This window comes from Flavobacterium sp., assembly GCF_044339515.1.
Classification (GTDB): domain Bacteria; phylum Bacteroidota; class Bacteroidia; order Flavobacteriales; family Flavobacteriaceae; genus Flavobacterium.
Genome location: NZ_JBIIVK010000008.1, coordinates 31,065 through 49,578 on the forward strand (window position 1 = coordinate 31,065; position 18,514 = coordinate 49,578).

Consider the following 18,514-nt stretch of genomic DNA (forward strand, 5'->3'; position numbering starts at 1 on the left):
TTAATCTTCAATCTTATCACTCCCGGTAACTTTTGGCCCAATACTGCCATCACCTGAAAATAGAATTTCTTCCCCTTTTTTGAGCATAAAACCTTTCCATGGAACTAATTGCCATTCATCAAATTGCCAAGGTTGTCCTTCTGCCGGACGAATAAGTATAATGGATTTTACTTGATTGGGTAAAAAAACTTCTACTTCATTTCCACCATTTTCCGCAAAAACAATGTAGGCATTTTTGGTTTCATCCTCATTATTTTGATTCTCTTGAGGATACAATGTAATGGCTGATTCATATATTTTAATACATTCTTTGTTGAGTGCCGACCAGAAATAACCGGCTCCATCCAAACAACCGTTTTCATCTTTATCAGCACTGGTGATGGTATCCATAAGCGTTTGCTTTTGAGAAAACTCAGGATCGGCTTCCTGATCAATTTTTTTACAGGAAATTAAACAAATCACAAAAGCCACTAAAAGCAAACCATTTTTCATATCAAAAAAATAAGGAATTAAATATACAAAAGTTTACTGTTTTGGGTACAATGTGGACTGAATTATTTTAAAATTCAACGATTCATCTTCTTCAATAAAATACTGCAATAATACTTCACCCCACAAATCACCATTACTGAAATCTGCAATAATCCAGCGGTGATTAAGCACTTCAATTTTATTGATAATAAATTTTTTATCATCTATCTTACCAAAATCAACCATTGGATTTCCTTCCGGATTATCGTTTAATTCCATTAAATTGGCTTCAATTTTCGGAATTAATTTTTCGATGGAATAATCTTCTAAATAGTTTTGGGCTTGATCGTTATTTCGCAATGTAAAATAATTAGCATCAAACAATTTGTTGTTTAAAGATTGAATGGTGTCATTCATTTTGGTTTTTAAATTTTCAAAACGCTCAGCTTCAAACTTAACTTTTTTACTGTAGTACATGTAAATGAAAATCGTCATCAAAAGTGTGACAATAAACAAGTAAATAAATAATGATTTTTTCATTTTATTAAATTGAAATTTCTAAATTATCGTATGCTAAATAAACGTTTTTTGGTAATTTTTGTTGTACTTCCTCATGAAAACCCATCAAATGACTGATATGGGTTAAATAACTCTTTTTTGGTTTCACCAAAGCTATGAAATTTAATGCTTCTTCCAAATTAAAATGTGTACTGTGTGGTTCTTCTCGTAAGGCGTTCACTACCAGTACATCTAAATTCTTTAGTTTCTCAAGTTCTTTTTCTTCTATTGTTTTGACATCTGTCAAATAAGCGAAATTATCAATTCGATACCCAAAAACTTGTAGATTTCCATGCATCACTTCAATTGGAATAATCGTTTTATTTCCCACGATAAAATTTTGATTGGATATCACCTCATTAATTGCCACAGAAGGTGCTCCGGGATATTTATTCTCAATTTCAAATATATAGTCAAATCGCTTTTTTAAGTTTTCTATCACTCGCTTGTGAGCATAAATTGGGATATCACCTTGTTTAAAAAAAAAGGGGCGAATATCATCTAATCCCGCTGTATGATCGGCATGTTCATGCGTGAAAAGAATGGCATCCAATTTTGTACAACCGCTCGTGAGCATTTGTTGTCTAAAATCGGGACCACAATCTATCACAAAAGAATAATTTTCATCATAAATCCAAACCGAAACACGCAATCGTTTATCTTTTGCATCCTTACTTTTGCAAACGGAATGATTACTTCCGATGACCGGAATACCCTGAGAAGTTCCAGTTCCTAAAAAATATACTTTCAAGACGTTAAATTTTCACAAAAATAGCACTATTTATCTTTTATAACGGTATGATATTTGTTAACTTTGCAATGCATTACCAATGAAAATGGAAAGAATAGCAATGGAAATAAAACTTAAGGGAGACAGAGCAATTGAACAAATCCCTTCAATTAAAGACAAAGCTCTTAGAATCAATCTGAACGAAAATATTTACGGAACTTTTGCTGAGATTGGTGCCGGTCAGGAAACGGTTCGTCACTTTTTTAGATCAGGCGGTTCTTCGGGAACGATTGCAAAAGCTATGTCTGCTTACGATAAAGACTTTAGTGATGCCATTTACGGTGTTGAAAAAGATGGTCGATATGTAACAGAAAGCCGTTTGAAAAAAATGCTTACGCACGAAGTGGATTTAATTGAAAAACGCTTAGATCGTGTAAAACATCCTAACAAAATGTTTTTTAGTTATGCCAATACCGTTGCTACGATTGATTTTGCAAAGCAATTTAAAGGACACGGTTGGGTTGGAATTAAATACCAAATTGAACCCGATGAAGACTATAATGAAATTATTCTTCACATTCGATTTAAAGAAAATGATGCCCGTTTACAGCAGGAAACGCTTGGTATTCTTGGTGTGAACTTAATTTATGGTGCATTTTATAAATACAACGATCCAAAAAAAATATTGCGTTATTTGTATGACCACTTAGACAAAGATCAATTGGAAATTGATACTATTAATTTTTCTGGACCACGATTTGCCAATGTGGACAACCGATTAATGAGTTTACAATTGGTTAAAAATGGTATGACCGATGCGGTAATGTTTGGACCGGATGGAAATAATATACTTCCCGCATCTATTTTATACAAGAAAAACATACTAGCCCTTCGCGGAAGTTTTCGTCCGGTTACTCGAGTGAACATGGACATGTATGAGAAATCCTTGGAGATGTTTTTAGGGGAAAACAAAGTAGAAGCTGATAATACGTTGGTGATTTTTGAAATTACACTTTCCAACTTACGTTCTGAAGGTGAAATTGACGAACGTGACTTTATGGATAGAGCTGAATTACTTTGTTCGCTAGGACAATATGTTATGATTTCTAACTTCCAAGAATATTATCGCGTGGTCGAATATTTCTCTAATTACACCAAAGCCAGAATGGGATTGGCCATGGGCGTAAATAATTTAGTAGATATTTTTGACGAAAAATACTATCGCCATTTAAGTGGTGGAATTTTGGAAGCATTTGGAAAATTATTCTATCGTGATTTAAAAGTTTTCCTTTATCCCATGAAAGAAGAAAATGGTGAAATTACCAATTCTGAAAACTTAAAAGTACATCCAAGAATGAAAGAATTGTATAAGTTCTTTAAATTCAATGGAAAAGTAGTCGACATAGAAATTGCCAATCAAAATAACTTAGAAATATATTCGCGTCATGTTTTGCGAATGATTGCCAAAGGAACTGATGGTTGGGAAGAAATGTTACCCAAAGGTGTTGCTGAAATAATTAAGAAAAATAACCTTTTTGGCTACGACCCGAAGAAAATCATAGAGGAACATACCAATTAAAAAAAACAGCCATTTAAAAGTGGCTGTTTCTTTTTATCCTAAAATTTGTTCCGCATGAGCTTTTGTTTTCACTTCTTTAATCACGTCTTCTATGATTCCGTTTTCATCAATGATGAAGGTGGTGCGGTGAATTCCGTCGTATTCTTTCCCCATAAATTTTTTTGGCCCCCAAACTCCAAAGGCTTGTATAACTGATTTATCTTCATCAGCCAATAGCGGAAAAGGAAAATCGAATTTATTCTTAAAACTTGCTTGAGCTTTGGCATTATCTGCACTTACACCCAAAAGAGCATAATTTCCGGCTTGAAAACGAGCAAAATTATCACGCAAATCACAAGCTTCGGCTGTGCAACCTGGTGTGTTCGCTTTGGGATAAAAGAATACTACTAATTTTTTTCCTTTATAATAAGTTAAAGTATGAAGGTTTCCATCTTGGTCTTTTGCAGAAAAATTGGGTGCTTTATCGCCTTTTTGTAATGTCGTCATAATTTGTAGTATTGAGTTACTGTTTAGCTAAGTTGCTTAGTTGTACAATTAAAGTTATTTTTACAACTCAAAATTACCAAAAATGACAAAGAAAGAACGTGCAACATTTGTTATAAATACGTTAAATGAGTTATATCCGTCGATTCCTGTGCCATTAGACCACAAAGATCCGTATACACTACTCATTGCTGTATTGCTTTCAGCCCAATGCACTGATGTCAGGGTAAATCAAATTACACCCCTATTATTCGCCAAAGCGGATAATCCTTATGATATGGTAAAAATGACTGTAGAAGAAATCAAGGAAATTATTCGTCCTTGTGGACTTTCACCCATGAAATCAAAAGGAATTCATGGTTTATCTGAAATTTTGATTGAAAAATACAACGGTCAAGTTCCACAAAGTTTTGAAGCGTTGGAAGAACTTCCGGCAGTGGGACATAAAACGGCGAGTGTGGTGATGAGCCAAGCATTCGGAGTTCCGGCTTTTCCGGTGGATACGCACATTCATCGGTTGATGTATCGCTGGAATTTATCAAATGGGAAAAACGTGGTGCAAACGGAAAAAGATGCAAAAGCCATTTTCCCAAAAGAATTGTGGAACGATTTGCATCTTCAAATTATTTGGTACGGACGAGAATATTCGCCAGCAAGAGGTTGGAGTTTGGAGAAAGATGTGATTACGAGAACAATTGGAAGAAAGTCAGTGTTGAAAGATATCGAAAAAAAAACATCCCGACTTTAATCGGGATGTTCCTTTTAATTAGCAATGGTTTCAAAAGTTATGTTTCCAACTTTAACAATGCTCAGTGCCTTGGAGTAGTCGAGCAAAAAACGAATTGTTTCTTTTTTGGGTAACATCTTTGGAGCCGCTAATTTTTTACTAGTGTAAAGTTTTGCCATAGATAATTATGTTTGTTTTTATCTACAACGAAAGACTTCTCCAAATATTGTTTAATTGGTTAAAATTATTTGATTTTTTTCAATTACTTTTCGTAAATTCATCAAAGCATATCGCATTCTACCTAAAGCGGTGTTGATGCTGACGCCGGTTAAATCAGCGATTTCTTTGAAACTCATATCTTGGTACATTCGCATTACCAATACTTCTTTTTGATCGACCGGTAATTCATCTAATAAACGCTGTAAATCCGTTTCTACTTGATCGGTAATCATTCGGCCTTCTACATTCATTGAATTATCAGACATATACGAAAAGATAGAATATTCCTCCGTTTCGCGTTGCATTGGCATTTTTTTAGTTCTTCGGAAATGATCAACAACCAAATTATGGGCAATTCGCATCACCCACGGTAAAAATTTACCCTCTTCGTTGTACGAATTTGATTTTAAAGTTTTAATTACTTTAATAAAAGTATCTTGAAAAACATCATCTGTAATATCGCGATCAGCAATTTTAGAATAGATAAATCCATAAATTTTAGATTGATGTCTTTCTATAAGAATAGCCAACGACTGCTCGTCACCAGCAATGTAATTCTTAACCAATAAAGCGTCTGGGAGTTGATTAACAGTAGCCATAGTAATACCTTTTTAATTTCGTGTTTTGAACTAAATTTTCTGAAAGTATTTTTTTCCTATAAGCAGTTGTTAAATAAAGATTAATTATTAGCCAAATGTAACACAAATTTATTTTAACAAGCAAATATTAACTGAAATTTTAACATTCAAAATGCAATAAATGTGGGAAAACGTAAAAAACATGTCATTTTTTGCATAAAAAAGATACTTTTTATACTTGACTGGGTTATGAAAGCTGTCAAGTGCAACATTTCCTTAAAGTCTCTTGTTAACTCCCTAAAAATAGAATTTCCCATCCTTTTAATTGAACTCTCAAATCACTATCTTTGCGATTCTTTCCATTTTGCTATGACACCAGAAGAATTTGCTCTACTCGAACCCAAGAAAAATATCCTGATTAAAGGAGCTCAGTTACACAATCTTAAAAACATTGATGTAGCGATTCCGCGAAATAAATTAGTAGTCATCACCGGACTTTCAGGTTCAGGAAAATCGAGTTTGGCTTTTGATACCTTATATGCTGAAGGACAACGCCGTTATGTGGAAAGCTTATCATCGTATGCTCGTCAGTTCTTAGGAAGATTAGACAAGCCAAAAGTGGAATATATAAAAGGCATAGCTCCCGCTATTGCTATTGAACAAAAAGTAAATACGACCAATGCTCGTTCTACAGTTGGTACTTCAACTGAAATATATGATTATTTAAAATTACTTTTTGCTCGTATTGGAAAAACCTTTTCACCTGTTTCCGGTCAAGAGGTAAAAAAGCAAAGTGTTTCAGATGTGGTGAAAACTATTACTTCCTTTGAACCCGAGAGCAAATGGCTCCTCCTCGCTCCTATTCATTTGGAAGAAGGTAGAGCATTAGAGGACAAATTAAAAGTGTTACTTCAACAAGGTTTTATTCGGATTTTGGTTGAGAATGAAATGATTCGCTTGGATGAATTAGAACAACATTCGCTAGACAATAAAGACATTCTGTTAATCATCGACCGAATTGTAGTGAAAGACGATGAGGAGTTCTTAAATCGATTAGGCGATGCCGTTCAAACCGCTTTTTATGAAGGAAAGGGCGAATGTTATGTACAAGAAGTTTCAACTCAAAAAAGACTGGAATTCAGCACAAATTTTCAATTAGATGGTCTCACTTTTTTAGAACCAAACATTCATTTGTTCAGTTTTAATAATCCATACGGAGCTTGTCCAACTTGTGAAGGTTACGGAAATGTCATTGGAATTGATGAAGACTTGGTTGTACCTAATACTGCTTTGTCCGTGTATGAAAATGCAATTTTCCCCTGGCGTGGTGAAAGCATGGGATGGTACCGCGATCAATTGGTTAACAATGCCTACAAATTTGATTTCCCGATTCACAAACCGTATTTTCAATTGACTGAGGAACAAAAACAGTTGATTTGGAACGGAAATAAATATTTCACCGGATTGCACGATTTCTTCAAGGAATTAGAAGAGAAAAATTATAAAATTCAAAACCGCGTAATGCTTTCTCGATACAGAGGAAAAACAAAATGCTCCACTTGTAAAGGAAAACGTTTACGTGTGGAAACCAATTATATTAAGGTAGGAAACAAAACCGTCTCGGAATTGGTTGATTTACCGATAAAAAACTTAATTGTCTTTTTTCAACAATTGGAACTTTCAGAATACGATCAAAAAGTTGCGAAACGATTGTTGATTGAAATTAATAACCGATTGAAATTTTTGGATGAAGTGGGTTTGAATTACCTCACGTTAAACCGAAATTCCGCTTCACTTTCCGGTGGTGAATCGCAACGTATTAATTTGGCTACGTCATTAGGAAGTAGTTTGGTGGGTTCGATGTACATTTTAGATGAACCCAGCATCGGATTACATCCAAAAGATACCGAACGATTAATTGAAGTGTTGAAAAACTTGCGAAATCTCGGTAATACAGTTATTGTTGTTGAACACGACGAAGACATTATGAAAGCCGCCGATCGCATCATTGACATCGGACCTGAAGCCGGAACTCACGGTGGTCATTTGGTTGCAGAAGGAGATTTTAGCGAAATTTTAAAAGCGGATTCACTCACAGCAAAATATTTGAATGGCGAATTAGAAATTGAAGTTCCTAAAAAAAGACGAAAATTCAAGAATCACATCGAAATTATTGGAGCTCGTGAAAACAATTTGAAAAACATTGACGTCAATTTCCCATTGGATTGTTTGACGGTTATTACAGGTGTTTCCGGTAGTGGGAAAAGTACGTTAGTTAAAAAAATATTGTTTCCTGCTTTACAAAAAAAATTAGAAGGTGTGAGCGATAAAGCCGGACAGTTCACAGAATTACGAGGTAATTTTTCGCACATCAAACACATTGAATACGTCGACCAAAATCCGATTGGGCGAAGCTCCCGTTCCAATCCGGTGACGTATATCAAAGCGTATGATGATATTCGGGATTTGTTTACCAAACAAAAACTATCTAAAATTAGAGGTTATTTACCAAAACACTTTTCGTTTAATGTGGATGGCGGTCGTTGTGAAACCTGCAAAGGCGATGGCGAAGTAACCATCGAAATGCAATTTATGGCCGATGTTCATTTGGAATGTGAAACCTGTGGCGGAAAACGTTTCAAAAAAGAAATCCTCGAAGTTCAATTTGAAGGAAAAAATATCGATAACATTTTGACCATGACTATCGATGATGCCTTAGCTTTTTTTGATGAACACAAGCAAACTAAAATCATTCAGAAACTGAAACCGCTTCAAGATGTTGGTTTGGGTTATGTGCAATTGGGTCAGTCCTCTTCTACTCTTTCAGGTGGAGAAGCTCAACGGATTAAACTCGCCTCGTTTTTAGTAAAAGTTATAACCAAAGACAAAGCTCTTTTTGTATTTGACGAACCGACCACTGGTTTGCATTTTCATGATATAAAAAAATTACTTGCTTCGTTTGAAGCTTTAATCGAAAAAGGACATTCCATAATTGTGATTGAGCATAATTTAGACCTAATCAAATGTGCGGATTATATCATCGATATCGGTCCGGAAGGTGGCGAAAATGGAGGTCAACTCATCGCATTTGGAACTCCGGAAGAAGTAGCAAAAGATAAAAAATCAATTACGGGGAACTATTTGAAGGCGAAGTTGAAATAATATATCTAAAACCAATATCCCAAATAGAAATAAAAATTCCAATTACCACTATCTTTAGATGATCGTGCTGTGAGTAATTGTATTGGACCTAATGGAGAGTCAAAAGCATATCCACCACCAAAGCCATCAATATATTGAAAATCTTTCCAAATGACATTATTATCTGCTACATTCATGAGAGTTCCAACATTACTAATGATTTTAAAGTATTGCTTTTTGAGGAATTGCCAATGAAACTCCGTTGAAAATGAATGTAAACCATCAGCAATGAGTTCCATTCGTTCATAGCCAAAAAATGGCTGTAAATTAAAAGGATAATCCAAACCCCATCCACCACTAAAATATTTGTTTGGACCATCCAATGGTTGATTTATTCCGCTACCTGAATATGCGGAATAAGTTATACCCCACTTGGATGATGGCCTGAAACTTTGAGTAAAACGAATTTGATAATGAAGTTTTGCTTCTGAATTTTCGGTATTTTTTAAATTCCATGTGGAATTTAATTCTGCATCTAAACTCATACCATTGGAAGCAAAATAACGATTTCTAAAGGTACTCCATTTGTAAAATGCATTGGCATTTAATTGATCAAACTTACCAGTTTCTAAATCAAATAATGAAAATGCATCCCCAAAAAATCCTGTATGTCTGTAGGAAATACCAAATCCTGTACTACTATTTAAATTCAAATTACTTTTTCCGTAAATTCGTGCAATATAAGATTGAAAAACATATTCAGAAACAGAATTTCCATCGTCATAAAAAGGTTGTGTATAGCGATAATAAGACAATTCCATAGCCGGCATAAATTCACGACCAATGGTTCTTTGGTATTCCAATCGAACAGATGGACTTTCAGATGCAATGAGATCTGCTGAAAGTCTATACCAAGCTGACATAAAATTAGTGTCAGTATAGTTCAACAGCAAAGCAGCTTTAAAATCAGACGTATAATTAATTGCCAAGTTAATACTTTGATCCGTTTTTTTAGGCTTCAACATGTAAACAAAGTTATTTCCTTGATTTAACGAATCCTTCACAAATCGATAGGAAATCTTTTCAAAATCTCCAGTTCCATATAAATCGATAGCTGATTTCATGTAGGTTTTGGGATCAACATCACCACTAAAATTTGTGTTTGTAATGGTGCTAATTTTTTTGTTTACATAATTTTCAGGCAATTCCAATTTAGTTTGAGTAATTTTTCTTTTTTCAGAGGGAAAAGGATTTTTAAATTCACGTTTAACAATTTTTAGTGAATCTGCTAGAAATTTCAGTCGGTTAAATTGTTTACGGGCAGTATGTTCACCAATTTTAACGATAGTATCTGCTTTTTTAAAATCCGCAGTTGAGATACTTCCTAATTCAGGTATAATTAACACATCACATAACTCCCTATTAATCTTATTATAACGAGTATTTACATAACTCCCGGATTCAATTAATATCTCTAATAAATTTAAATCGTCATGAGGAATACTCTCTGAATGTGGAAAATCGACACCAATGATAAAATCCACATCCAGCTCTTTCATGCGTTCAACAGGAAAATTATTTACTTTCCCACCATCAATTAAAACGCGGTTATTCAATTTTACTGGAGTAAAAAAACTAGGTATAGACATACTAGCCCTCATAGCATCAGGTAAAAATCCTGAATTTAGGATCACCTCTTCGCCTGAAAAATAATCCGCAGCTACACAAAAATAACGACGGGGTAGTTTATTAAAATCTGTGACTTCATGAAAATCTTCAGAAAGATTAGTAAGCAATAAATAAATCATCGCACCATCGCTATAACCTACCGGTAGCCTAATCTTTTTGTCAATAATTGGCAATTCAAAATGATATCTAGATATGGCATTCCAATTTTCAATAGGTTGTGTTTGCGGAATAGGAACACGATTCATCAATTCATCCCAATTGAGTTTTGCTAATTGTTCTTCCATTGTTTTAGCATCATACCCCATCGCATAAAGTCCACCAATTACTGCTCCCATACTGGTTCCACCAACAATTTCGGCATCAAAACCGGCTTCCTCTAAAACTTTTAAAACACCAATGTGTGCCAAGCCTCTAGCTCCTCCTCCAGCTAATACAATTCCAACTTTTGGCTTTTGCTGGGCATAAGAACTAAAAATAGTGAGTATAAACCCAATCGATAATAAAAATCTTATCGAAAACTTGTTAGTATGTGCAGTATTTTTTAAAACCATATAAAAAACGAGTTGATATTTGTACATCTAAAGTATAAATTATTTAGTAATAATGTTAAATTATTTAAAATTGAATGATGAAATTTTAGTCATAAAAAAAATAAATGAATGATTTACAGCTACTTAAAAATCATTAACAACTCATTCACAACACAAAATTCATTTCTGGCACGGCAATTGAAAATGACTAAACAAGAAACTGAAACAAATCAGTTTTTAGTGAAAGCTGAAAAACTCAAGAGTAAGCAAAAAAGTTTAAATCGAATGTGTCATGAAAAAAATTACCCTCTTAGTAGCCGCAAACTTACTGGTTGGAAGTTTGGCTTTAGCAACAGAAAAAACAACTTTTTCTGATTTTGAAAGAAATGTTGCTCACGAAAATTACATGGACGCAGAACCAATTGTATTCATGGAACGAGGTATCGAGTTCTTTGTATTCTTAAACGGTGATTTCGATTTTAATACTCGTCCGCAAGACAGTCAAGGCGGAATTTTCTACCGCAGAGGAGGAACACGTGGAAACACAACTGTAGCTGTAAATTACGGCGTTCGGATTGAGCATGATAGTTTTGGAAGAGTTCGTCGAGTAGGCAATACCTTTATTAACTACGACAGTAGAAACCGTGTAAGCCGCATCGGATCTGTTTTTATGAGATACAATCGTTTTGCACTGTCTCAAATTGGTGGAATGCAAATTGTTTACAACAGAAGAGGAATGATAATTCGCACCATTGGTCAAGTGAATTATAACAACGAAAATTGTGATTATGCTCAAACTACTTACTACGGTAGTACTGAAAACTATAACAGCGGTTACACTTATAACAACAATAGTTACTATTACTATAAAGCAGATGGAACAAGAGCGTTAATTGAAGAAAAGTAATAAATTAAAAAATTGAGTTTGGTTAGTTAGATTAAAAAGTTTGGTTAAGTTTGGTTGATGAAAGTCCTGCGAAAATCTCAAAGTAGCAGGGCTTTTTATTTTTATTAATCAATGAAAACTTAAATTTAAATCCTTGAAAATAAAAAAAATAAGAATTACCGATTTCTTGATTGAAAAACAGTGTGAATTATGGAAAAAATTTAACAATTAAATCTAAATCTTAAGACAATAATATATTTATTATAAAAGATTAATGTTAAAGTAAATGAATAGAGTTTGAAGTAAACATTTAAAGATTTACCTCTACAAAAAGGTTATTATTAAACTATTTAAATAAAATATCAAAAACTAATTTAATCTAGTTTATCTTATTGAAAAAAAAATCTTTCACAAAAAAACCACCTGATTATCAGATGGTTCAATGTGACCCAGTCAGGATTCGAACCTGAGACCTACTGCTTAGAAGGCAGTTGCTCTATCCAGCTGAGCTACTGGGCCATTTGTCGGGGTGGCAGGATTCGAACCTGCGGCCTCCTGCTCCCAAAGCAGGCGCGATAACCGGGCTACGCTACACCCCGAGAAAAAAGCGGAGAGACAGGGACTCGAACCCTGGCGACAGTTACCCGTCGACAGATTAGCAATCTGCTCCGTTACCACTCCGGCACCTCTCCTATTCTGCAAAGAACTTAACTTTTTTGCGGTTGCAAATGTAGCTTTTCATTCTTTAGTTTACAAGTATTTAGACTATTTTTTTGTTATTTTTTTTGGTTTTGTATAAAATCACTTAGAAGTCAATCACATAGCAAATTTGGGAAATCATTAATTATCATTTGACATGGGAGTTGGATAGTCGATATAGATTATACCGGTTACGAATGAAATTATAAAAAATATAATTTATCTAGTAAAAATAGCTTTAAAATAGTTAATTTCGCAACATAAACAAACATAAACTTAGTTATGAATAAAAAAGTAGTTATCGTATCTGCAGTAAGAACTCCTATTGGAAGTTTTATGGGAGGTTTGTCCACTATTACAGCATCACAATTAGGGTCTATTGCTATTCAAGGAGCATTAGCAAAAATAAATTTAGACCCTAACGAGGTTGATGAAGTTTTGATGGGTAATGTGGTTCAAGCCGGAGTTGGTCAGGCTCCTGCAAGACAAGCTGCACTTTTAGCAGGTTTACCAAATACTGTTCCTTGTACTACGGTTAATAAAGTTTGTGCTTCGGGAATGAAAGCGGTTATGCAGGGAGCACAAGCGATTCAATCCGGTGATGCAAATGTGGTGGTTGCCGGTGGAATGGAAAACATGAGTTTAATTCCGCATTATGTTCATTTACGTAACGGATATAAATTTGGACCAACTACAATGATAGATGGTATGCAGAAAGATGGTTTAACGGATGCCTATGATAATAATGCCATGGGAGTAAGTGCCGATTTGTGTGCGTCAGAATATAAAATTTCAAGGGAAGAGCAAGATGCGTTCGCCGTTCAATCTTATGAGCGTTCCGCAAAAGCTTGGACTGAAGGTAAATTTGATTCAGAAATTGTTTCGGTAGCCGTTCCACAACGAAGAGGTGAACCGATTATTATTTCAAAAGATGAAGAATTTACAAATGTAAAATTAGATAAAATTCCAAGTTTAAATCCTGCTTTCACCAAAGAAGGAACAGTGACTGCAGCCAATGCTTCAACCATAAATGACGGTGCAGCGGCTCTAATTTTAATGAGTGAAGAAAAAGCACTTTCATTAGGATTAAAACCATTAGCGTACATTAAAAGCTATGCAGATGCTGCTCATGAACCAAAATGGTTTACAACAGCTCCTGCAAAAGCGTTACCTAAGGCATTAGATAAGGCTGGTATTACTATTATTGACATTGATTATTTTGAATTTAATGAAGCATTCTCAGTTGTTGGTTTGGCAAACGCAAAAATATTAGGACTAGATAGTTCGAAAATAAACGTAAATGGAGGTGCTGTGTCATTAGGTCACCCACTAGGTTGCTCGGGTGCAAGAATTATTGTTACTTTGCTAAATGTATTACAACAAAACAATGCTAAACTCGGAGCAGCTGCAATTTGCAACGGTGGTGGAGGAGCATCAGCAATTGTAATCGAAAGAGCATAATTAAGAAACATTAATTTTCATGTACGGAATCTGCAATTTAGCCATCATTCCACTCCGAATTGAACCCAATGACCGAAGCGAGCAAGTTTCGCAAGTGTTGTTTGGTGATCATTTTGAAATACTCGAACAACTTAAACAATGGTTTAAAATACGTTTGCAGTATGATAATTATGAGGGATGGATTGATTCTAAACAGTGTCAGATTATTTCAGATAGTGATTTTAATGAAATTTCAAATAGTGCTGTCATTTTAAATCATGATTTAGTAGAATATATTACTACTAAAGATGATTCACTTATTCCAATTCCAATTGGTTCATCGTTAACTTTTTTAAATTTAGAAGGCGTAAATAAAAATAATTTTGAATTTGAAGGTTTAAAAGTTACCGGGATTAAACCTAAAAATGAATTAATTAAAACAGCGTTCATGTATTTGAATGCTCCTTATCTTTGGGGAGGAAAGACACCTTTTGGAATAGACTGTTCCGGGTTTACTCAAATGGTTTACAAACTAAATGGATATAAACTTCTGCGTGACGCCTCTCAACAATCAACACAAGGAGAAGCATTAAGTTTTATAGAGGAAAGTGAACCGGGCGACTTAGCTTTTTTTGATAACGAAGAAGGAAAAATTATTCATGTTGGTATTATTATGAATGACAATTATATTATTCACGCCAGTGGAAAAGTCAGAATTGATCGTCTAGACCATTTGGGAATATACAATGCGGAAACGAATAGACATACCCACAAACTTAGAGTAATTAAAAAAATTATATAAAAAAAATCCCGATTTTATCGGGATTTTTTACTTAATAGAATTTTATGTTTTAATTCATAGTTGCTTTTAGAGCTTTGTACTTATCTGTCATATCTAACGAAGTATAAACATTTAATAGTGTTTGTTTTGCTTCATTATTAGTAGGATCAAATTCAACTACTTTTTCTAAATATGGAAGTGCATCTTTAAATACTTTTTCTCTCTGTACTTTAAGCTCTTCATAACGCTTATTGTCTTTTGCTGAATTACCCAAACCATTCATTTCTTGTACGAGCTTAGTGTCAGCATCAAGCTTCATAATAGCTAAATTCAAGTAAGCATTTGAATATTTTGGGTTAATTTCTATTGCTTTAGTATAATATTTCTCCGCATCAGCATGATTATTAGCAGTTCCGGAAATTACACCCAAATTATAATACAAATCAGCATCATTTGGTGATTTTTGTAAAACCTCCTCGATTACTCTTTTATATGAAGTATAATCTTTAGCATCTAAATATAAATTTGCTTCAGTTAGGGCTAAAGAAGTATCATCTGGATTACTCTTTTTTGCATCTTGGATAGCTTGCATCGCTCTATCCTTTTCCCCTTTTTCAACCAAAATGAGGGCGTAATTTCTGTAAATTTCACCTCTTTTAGAAGGGATAATTTCATCCCTCGGATCAGTATGCACTTTCAACTTTACGGAATTATCTCGATCTTGTTTGGTGGGGAAAGCCTCCTCTTGTCCGTTAATAACACTTTTAGCATAAAAAGCCACACCCTTTCCGGAGTAATTTAATGATTTTAACTTTTCATAGTGAAGTAAAGCTAAATCATACTCCTTTCCATTAACGGCACTACTCGCTGCATAATAAAGATAAATAGTGTCTTTTGGGTTTAAATTATAAGCATCATACAATTTTTCTGCACTTTCTTTAAATCTTTTTTCATCACTATCTTTTATCGCAGAATTTACTAGTTTATTTTTAACGTCAGTTAAAGAATTTTCCGCTTGAACTAAATATTTGTTTTTACCAAGCTTCTTTTCAGTTGCTAATAATTCTTGATACGATTTGGCCGACTCTTTTAAATTCTTGCCAGTTTCCATGTTTCTGTTGGCCATTTCTAATAAAGCATTACCTTTTAGAAAATAAAACTGAGCTTTTTCTTGATCAGTTGCTCTTCCAATAACACTTTCTGCTGCCGATAAGGCGTTTTTAACAGCAGTTGGATCAAAATTTTTAATGGCCTTTTCCAATGCTTTTAATTGATCTTTTTGGGCAAAACTACCCAAACTCAACATCAAAGCTAAAGCGGAAATGATGTATCTACTTTTCATTGTAAATCAAATTTTAGTTAATATTTATTTATTCTTGGTTTTCTTCATTTTCTTCTGTTTCTTCATCAGTATCGTCATCAAAATCAGTAGTTTCTGATGTAGAGCTACCTTCTAAAACGGCTGCACTCACATCTTCAAACTCTACTTCTTCCGCTGCTTCTTCTTTCATCACTTTGGTTACTGCTGCAATGGAATCATTTCCTTTAATATTGATTAATCGGACACCTTGTGTGGCTCTTCCCATTACTCTTAAATCGGAAACCTCCATTCTAATGGTTAATCCTGACTTGTTGATAATCATCAAATCATCAGCATCGGTAACATTGTTAATAGATACTAAACGACCTGTTTTATCAGTAATATTAAGAGTTTTCACTCCTTTTCCTCCACGGTTTGTGATACGATAATCTTCTAAGGATGAACGTTTTCCATAACCATTTTCAGATACTACTAAAATCTCACTACTCATATCATTGACAGAAACCATGCCAATTACTTCATCTTGCTCATCCGCTAAGGTAATTCCGCGAACTCCCGAAGCTCCTCTTCCCATCGGACGTGTTTTGCTTTCTTCGAAACGAACCAATTTACCGGATTTTACAGCCACTAAAATTTGACTTTTTCCGTTCGTTAATTTTGCTTCTAACAATTCATCATCTTCTTTAATGGTAATAGCAGCAATTCCGTTCACTCTCGGACGTGAATATTGCTCCAACAATGTCTTTTTAACTTGACCTTGTTTTGTTGCCATAATCACATAATGACTATTGATGTACTCTTCATTTTTCAAATCTTGAGTACAAATGAACGCTTTTACTTTATCATCATTTTCGATGTTAATCAAGTTCTGAATCGCTCTTCCTTTGGATGTTTTGCTTCCTTCCGGAATTTCATAAACCCTCATCCAGAAACATTTTCCTTTTTGAGTGAAGAACAACATATATTGATGATTCGTTGCCACAAACAAATGCTCTAAGAAATCTTGATCTCTTGTTCCTGCACTTTTTTGTCCAACTCCTCCTCTATTCTGTGTTTTATATTCTGAAAGGTTTGTACGTTTAATATAACCTGCGTGCGAAATTGTAATAACCACATTTTCATCGGCAATTAAATCTTCGATACTTACATCACCTCCGGCATATTCAATGACAGAACGTCTTTCATCACCATATTTATCGCGAATTTCAACCAATTCATCTTTGATTACTTGCATTCTCAAATCTTTGTTAGCCAATAATTCTCTTAAATGTGTAATCAATTTCATGATATCTTCATACTCAGCACGCAATTTATCCTGCTCAAGACCTGTAAGTTGACGCAAACGCATTTCAACAATTGCACGAGCTTGTATTTCAGATAAAGAAAATCGTTCGATTAATTTTGTTCGAGCTTCATCACCATCTTTCGAACCTCTAATCAAAGCAATTACTTCATCAATATTATCTGAAGCAATGATTAAACCCTCCAAAATATGAGCTCTTTCTTCTGCTTTACGCAAATCGAATTTTGCTCTTCGAACCACAACATCGTGACGGTGTTCAACAAAATAATGAATCAATTCTTTTAGATTCAACATTTGCGGACGGCCATTTACTAACGCAATGTTATTTACGCTAAACGATGATTGTAATTGGGTGAACTTATATAAGGTATTCAACACCACGTTAGGAACCGCATCACGCTTTAATTCGTATACAATTCGCATTCCGTTTCTATCCGACTCATCTCGGATATTAGAAATACCTTCAATTTTTTTATCATTAACTAAATCGGCCGTTTTCTTAATCATATCAGCTTTGTTGACCTGATATGGGATTTCGGTTACGATGATGGCATCTTTTCCATTACTTTCTTCAAAAGCAATTTTGGCACGCATTACGATTCGACCACGACCGGTTTTGAATGCTTCACGAACACCTTCGTAGCCATAGATGATTCCGCCTGTAGGGAAATCAGGAGCTTTGATGTGTTCCATCAATTCATCAATCTCTATTTCATTATTGTCAATGTAAGCTAATGTGCCATTAACCACCTCAGTTAAATTGTGAGGCGGCATATTGGTTGCCATACCAACCGCAATACCGGAAGCTCCATTAATCAAAAGATTAGGAACTTTAGTTGGCATTACTTTTGGCTCATATAAAGTATCATCAAAGTTCAATTGAAAATCAACGGTTTCTTTTTCGATGTCGGCCATAATTTCTTCCGAAATCTTTTGCATTCTGGCTTCCGTATAACGCATTGCAGCCGGACTATCTCCATCGACTGATCCAAAGTTACCTTGACCATCAACTAAAAGATACCGCAAACTCCATTCTTGAGCCATACGAACCATCGCATCGTAAACAGATGTATCGCCGTGTGGGTGATATTTACCTAAAACTTCTCCGACAATTCTAGCGGATTTCTTGTGAGCTCTATTCGAAAAAACGCCTAAATCATACATTCCGTACAATACTCTACGGTGTACAGGCTTTAAACCATCTCTAACATCAGGCAATGCACGTGACACAATTACAGACATCGAATAATCGATGTATGCTGATTTCATTTCGTCCTCGATGTTAATAGGAATCAACTTTTCTCCTTCAGACATATGTATTTATTGGTTAAAAATTATAATTATTTCAAAACGTGCTAATATAGGGATTTTTGAGCTTT

15 protein-coding genes and 3 tRNA genes are annotated in these 18,514 nt (G+C 34.5%); 6 read left to right on the plus strand and 12 right to left on the minus strand.

All coding sequences use genetic code 11. The features are described from left to right. From ACIQ0M_RS03455 to ACIQ0M_RS03465, 3 genes are read right to left on the minus strand one after another with little or no spacing between them, the layout of a single operon-like run. Window positions 1–492 (minus strand): hypothetical protein, encoded by a 492-nt coding sequence (locus ACIQ0M_RS03455; protein ID WP_396149756.1) that lies wholly within the window; start codon window positions 490–492, stop codon window positions 1–3. A 33-nt stretch (window positions 493–525) separates the two neighbouring features. Then, on the minus strand, window positions 526–1,011 hold the full coding sequence (locus tag ACIQ0M_RS03460) for a hypothetical protein (protein WP_396149759.1): 486 nt from the start codon (window positions 1,009–1,011) through the stop codon (window positions 526–528). Between the two features lie 4 nt (window positions 1,012–1,015). Beyond that, complete coding sequence (locus ACIQ0M_RS03465; protein WP_396149761.1) at window positions 1,016–1,780, minus strand: MBL fold metallo-hydrolase; 765 nt, start codon at window positions 1,778–1,780, stop codon at window positions 1,016–1,018. A 94-nt stretch (window positions 1,781–1,874) separates the two neighbouring features. Between ACIQ0M_RS03465 and ACIQ0M_RS03470 the strand changes: the two genes are divergently transcribed. Then, window positions 1,875–3,338, plus strand: a complete 1,464-nt coding sequence (locus ACIQ0M_RS03470) for a TonB-dependent receptor (RefSeq protein ID WP_396149845.1) — start codon at window positions 1,875–1,877, stop codon at window positions 3,336–3,338. Window positions 3,339–3,371: 33 nt separating this feature from the next. On the opposite strand, the gene bcp is transcribed toward ACIQ0M_RS03470, so the two are convergent. Beyond that, window positions 3,372–3,824 carry a thioredoxin-dependent thiol peroxidase gene (bcp, locus tag ACIQ0M_RS03475; protein WP_396149763.1) on the minus strand — a complete coding sequence of 151 codons (453 nt, stop codon included), beginning with the start codon at window positions 3,822–3,824 and terminating at the stop codon, window positions 3,372–3,374. An 82-nt stretch (window positions 3,825–3,906) separates the two neighbouring features. Between bcp and nth the strand changes: the two genes are divergently transcribed. Then, window positions 3,907–4,569 carry an endonuclease III domain-containing protein gene (gene nth, locus ACIQ0M_RS03480; RefSeq protein ID WP_396149765.1) on the plus strand — a complete coding sequence of 221 codons (663 nt, stop codon included), beginning with the start codon at window positions 3,907–3,909 and terminating at the stop codon, window positions 4,567–4,569. Window positions 4,570–4,583: 14 nt separating this feature from the next. On the opposite strand, the gene ACIQ0M_RS03485 is transcribed toward nth, so the two are convergent. Both ACIQ0M_RS03485 and ACIQ0M_RS03490 read right to left on the minus strand, forming a co-directional pair. Continuing rightward, window positions 4,584–4,727, minus strand: coding sequence for a hypothetical protein (locus ACIQ0M_RS03485; RefSeq protein WP_396149767.1), 144 nt, complete (start codon window positions 4,725–4,727; stop codon window positions 4,584–4,586). 51 nt (window positions 4,728–4,778) lie between these two features. Beyond that, window positions 4,779–5,366 carry an RNA polymerase sigma factor gene (locus ACIQ0M_RS03490; protein WP_396149770.1) on the minus strand — a complete coding sequence of 196 codons (588 nt, stop codon included), beginning with the start codon at window positions 5,364–5,366 and terminating at the stop codon, window positions 4,779–4,781. Between the two features lie 348 nt (window positions 5,367–5,714). On the opposite strand from ACIQ0M_RS03490, the gene uvrA reads away from it, so the two are divergent. Beyond that, window positions 5,715–8,507, plus strand: a complete 2,793-nt coding sequence (gene uvrA, locus ACIQ0M_RS03495; protein WP_396149773.1) for an excinuclease ABC subunit UvrA — start codon at window positions 5,715–5,717, stop codon at window positions 8,505–8,507. Window positions 8,508–8,512: 5 nt separating this feature from the next. Here uvrA and ACIQ0M_RS03500 read toward each other — a convergent pair whose 3' ends face one another. Next, the gene (locus ACIQ0M_RS03500; protein WP_396149775.1) at window positions 8,513–10,753 is read right to left on the minus strand and encodes a patatin-like phospholipase family protein; all 2,241 of its coding nucleotides are present in this window, start codon (window positions 10,751–10,753) and stop codon (window positions 8,513–8,515) included. A gap of 244 nt (window positions 10,754–10,997) precedes the next feature. Here ACIQ0M_RS03500 and ACIQ0M_RS03505 point away from each other — a divergent pair, with 244 nt between their 5' ends. Continuing rightward, a complete protein-coding gene (locus tag ACIQ0M_RS03505) occupies window positions 10,998–11,612 on the plus strand; it encodes a hypothetical protein (protein ID WP_396149777.1) in 615 nt (204 codons plus the stop codon). 424 nt (window positions 11,613–12,036) lie between these two features. On the opposite strand, the gene ACIQ0M_RS03510 is transcribed toward ACIQ0M_RS03505, so the two are convergent. From ACIQ0M_RS03510 to ACIQ0M_RS03520, 3 genes are all read right to left on the minus strand, one after another. Next, window positions 12,037–12,110 (minus strand) — tRNA-Arg (locus ACIQ0M_RS03510). A 5-nt stretch (window positions 12,111–12,115) separates the two neighbouring features. Next, window positions 12,116–12,190, minus strand: a tRNA-Pro gene (locus ACIQ0M_RS03515). A 9-nt stretch (window positions 12,191–12,199) separates the two neighbouring features. After that, window positions 12,200–12,283: transfer RNA gene (locus tag ACIQ0M_RS03520), tRNA-Ser, on the minus strand. A 289-nt stretch (window positions 12,284–12,572) separates the two neighbouring features. Between ACIQ0M_RS03520 and ACIQ0M_RS03525 the strand changes: the two genes are divergently transcribed. Together ACIQ0M_RS03525 and ACIQ0M_RS03530 are read left to right on the plus strand one after the other, a co-directional pair. Continuing rightward, window positions 12,573–13,751: an acetyl-CoA C-acyltransferase gene (locus ACIQ0M_RS03525; protein WP_396149780.1), complete on the plus strand. Its 1,179-nt coding sequence runs from the start codon at window positions 12,573–12,575 to the stop codon at window positions 13,749–13,751. A 19-nt stretch (window positions 13,752–13,770) separates the two neighbouring features. Further along, on the plus strand, window positions 13,771–14,532 hold the full coding sequence (locus ACIQ0M_RS03530; protein WP_396149782.1) for an NlpC/P60 family protein: 762 nt from the start codon (window positions 13,771–13,773) through the stop codon (window positions 14,530–14,532). 49 nt (window positions 14,533–14,581) lie between these two features. Here the strand turns inward: ACIQ0M_RS03530 and ACIQ0M_RS03535 are convergent, their stop codons facing one another. Together ACIQ0M_RS03535 and gyrA are read right to left on the minus strand one after the other, a co-directional pair. Next, complete coding sequence (locus ACIQ0M_RS03535; RefSeq protein ID WP_396149783.1) at window positions 14,582–15,853, minus strand: tetratricopeptide repeat protein; 1,272 nt, start codon at window positions 15,851–15,853, stop codon at window positions 14,582–14,584. A 28-nt stretch (window positions 15,854–15,881) separates the two neighbouring features. After that, on the minus strand, window positions 15,882–18,449 hold the full coding sequence (gene gyrA, locus ACIQ0M_RS03540; RefSeq protein WP_396149785.1) for a DNA gyrase subunit A: 2,568 nt from the start codon (window positions 18,447–18,449) through the stop codon (window positions 15,882–15,884). Between the last annotated feature and the right edge of the window lie 65 nt (window positions 18,450–18,514).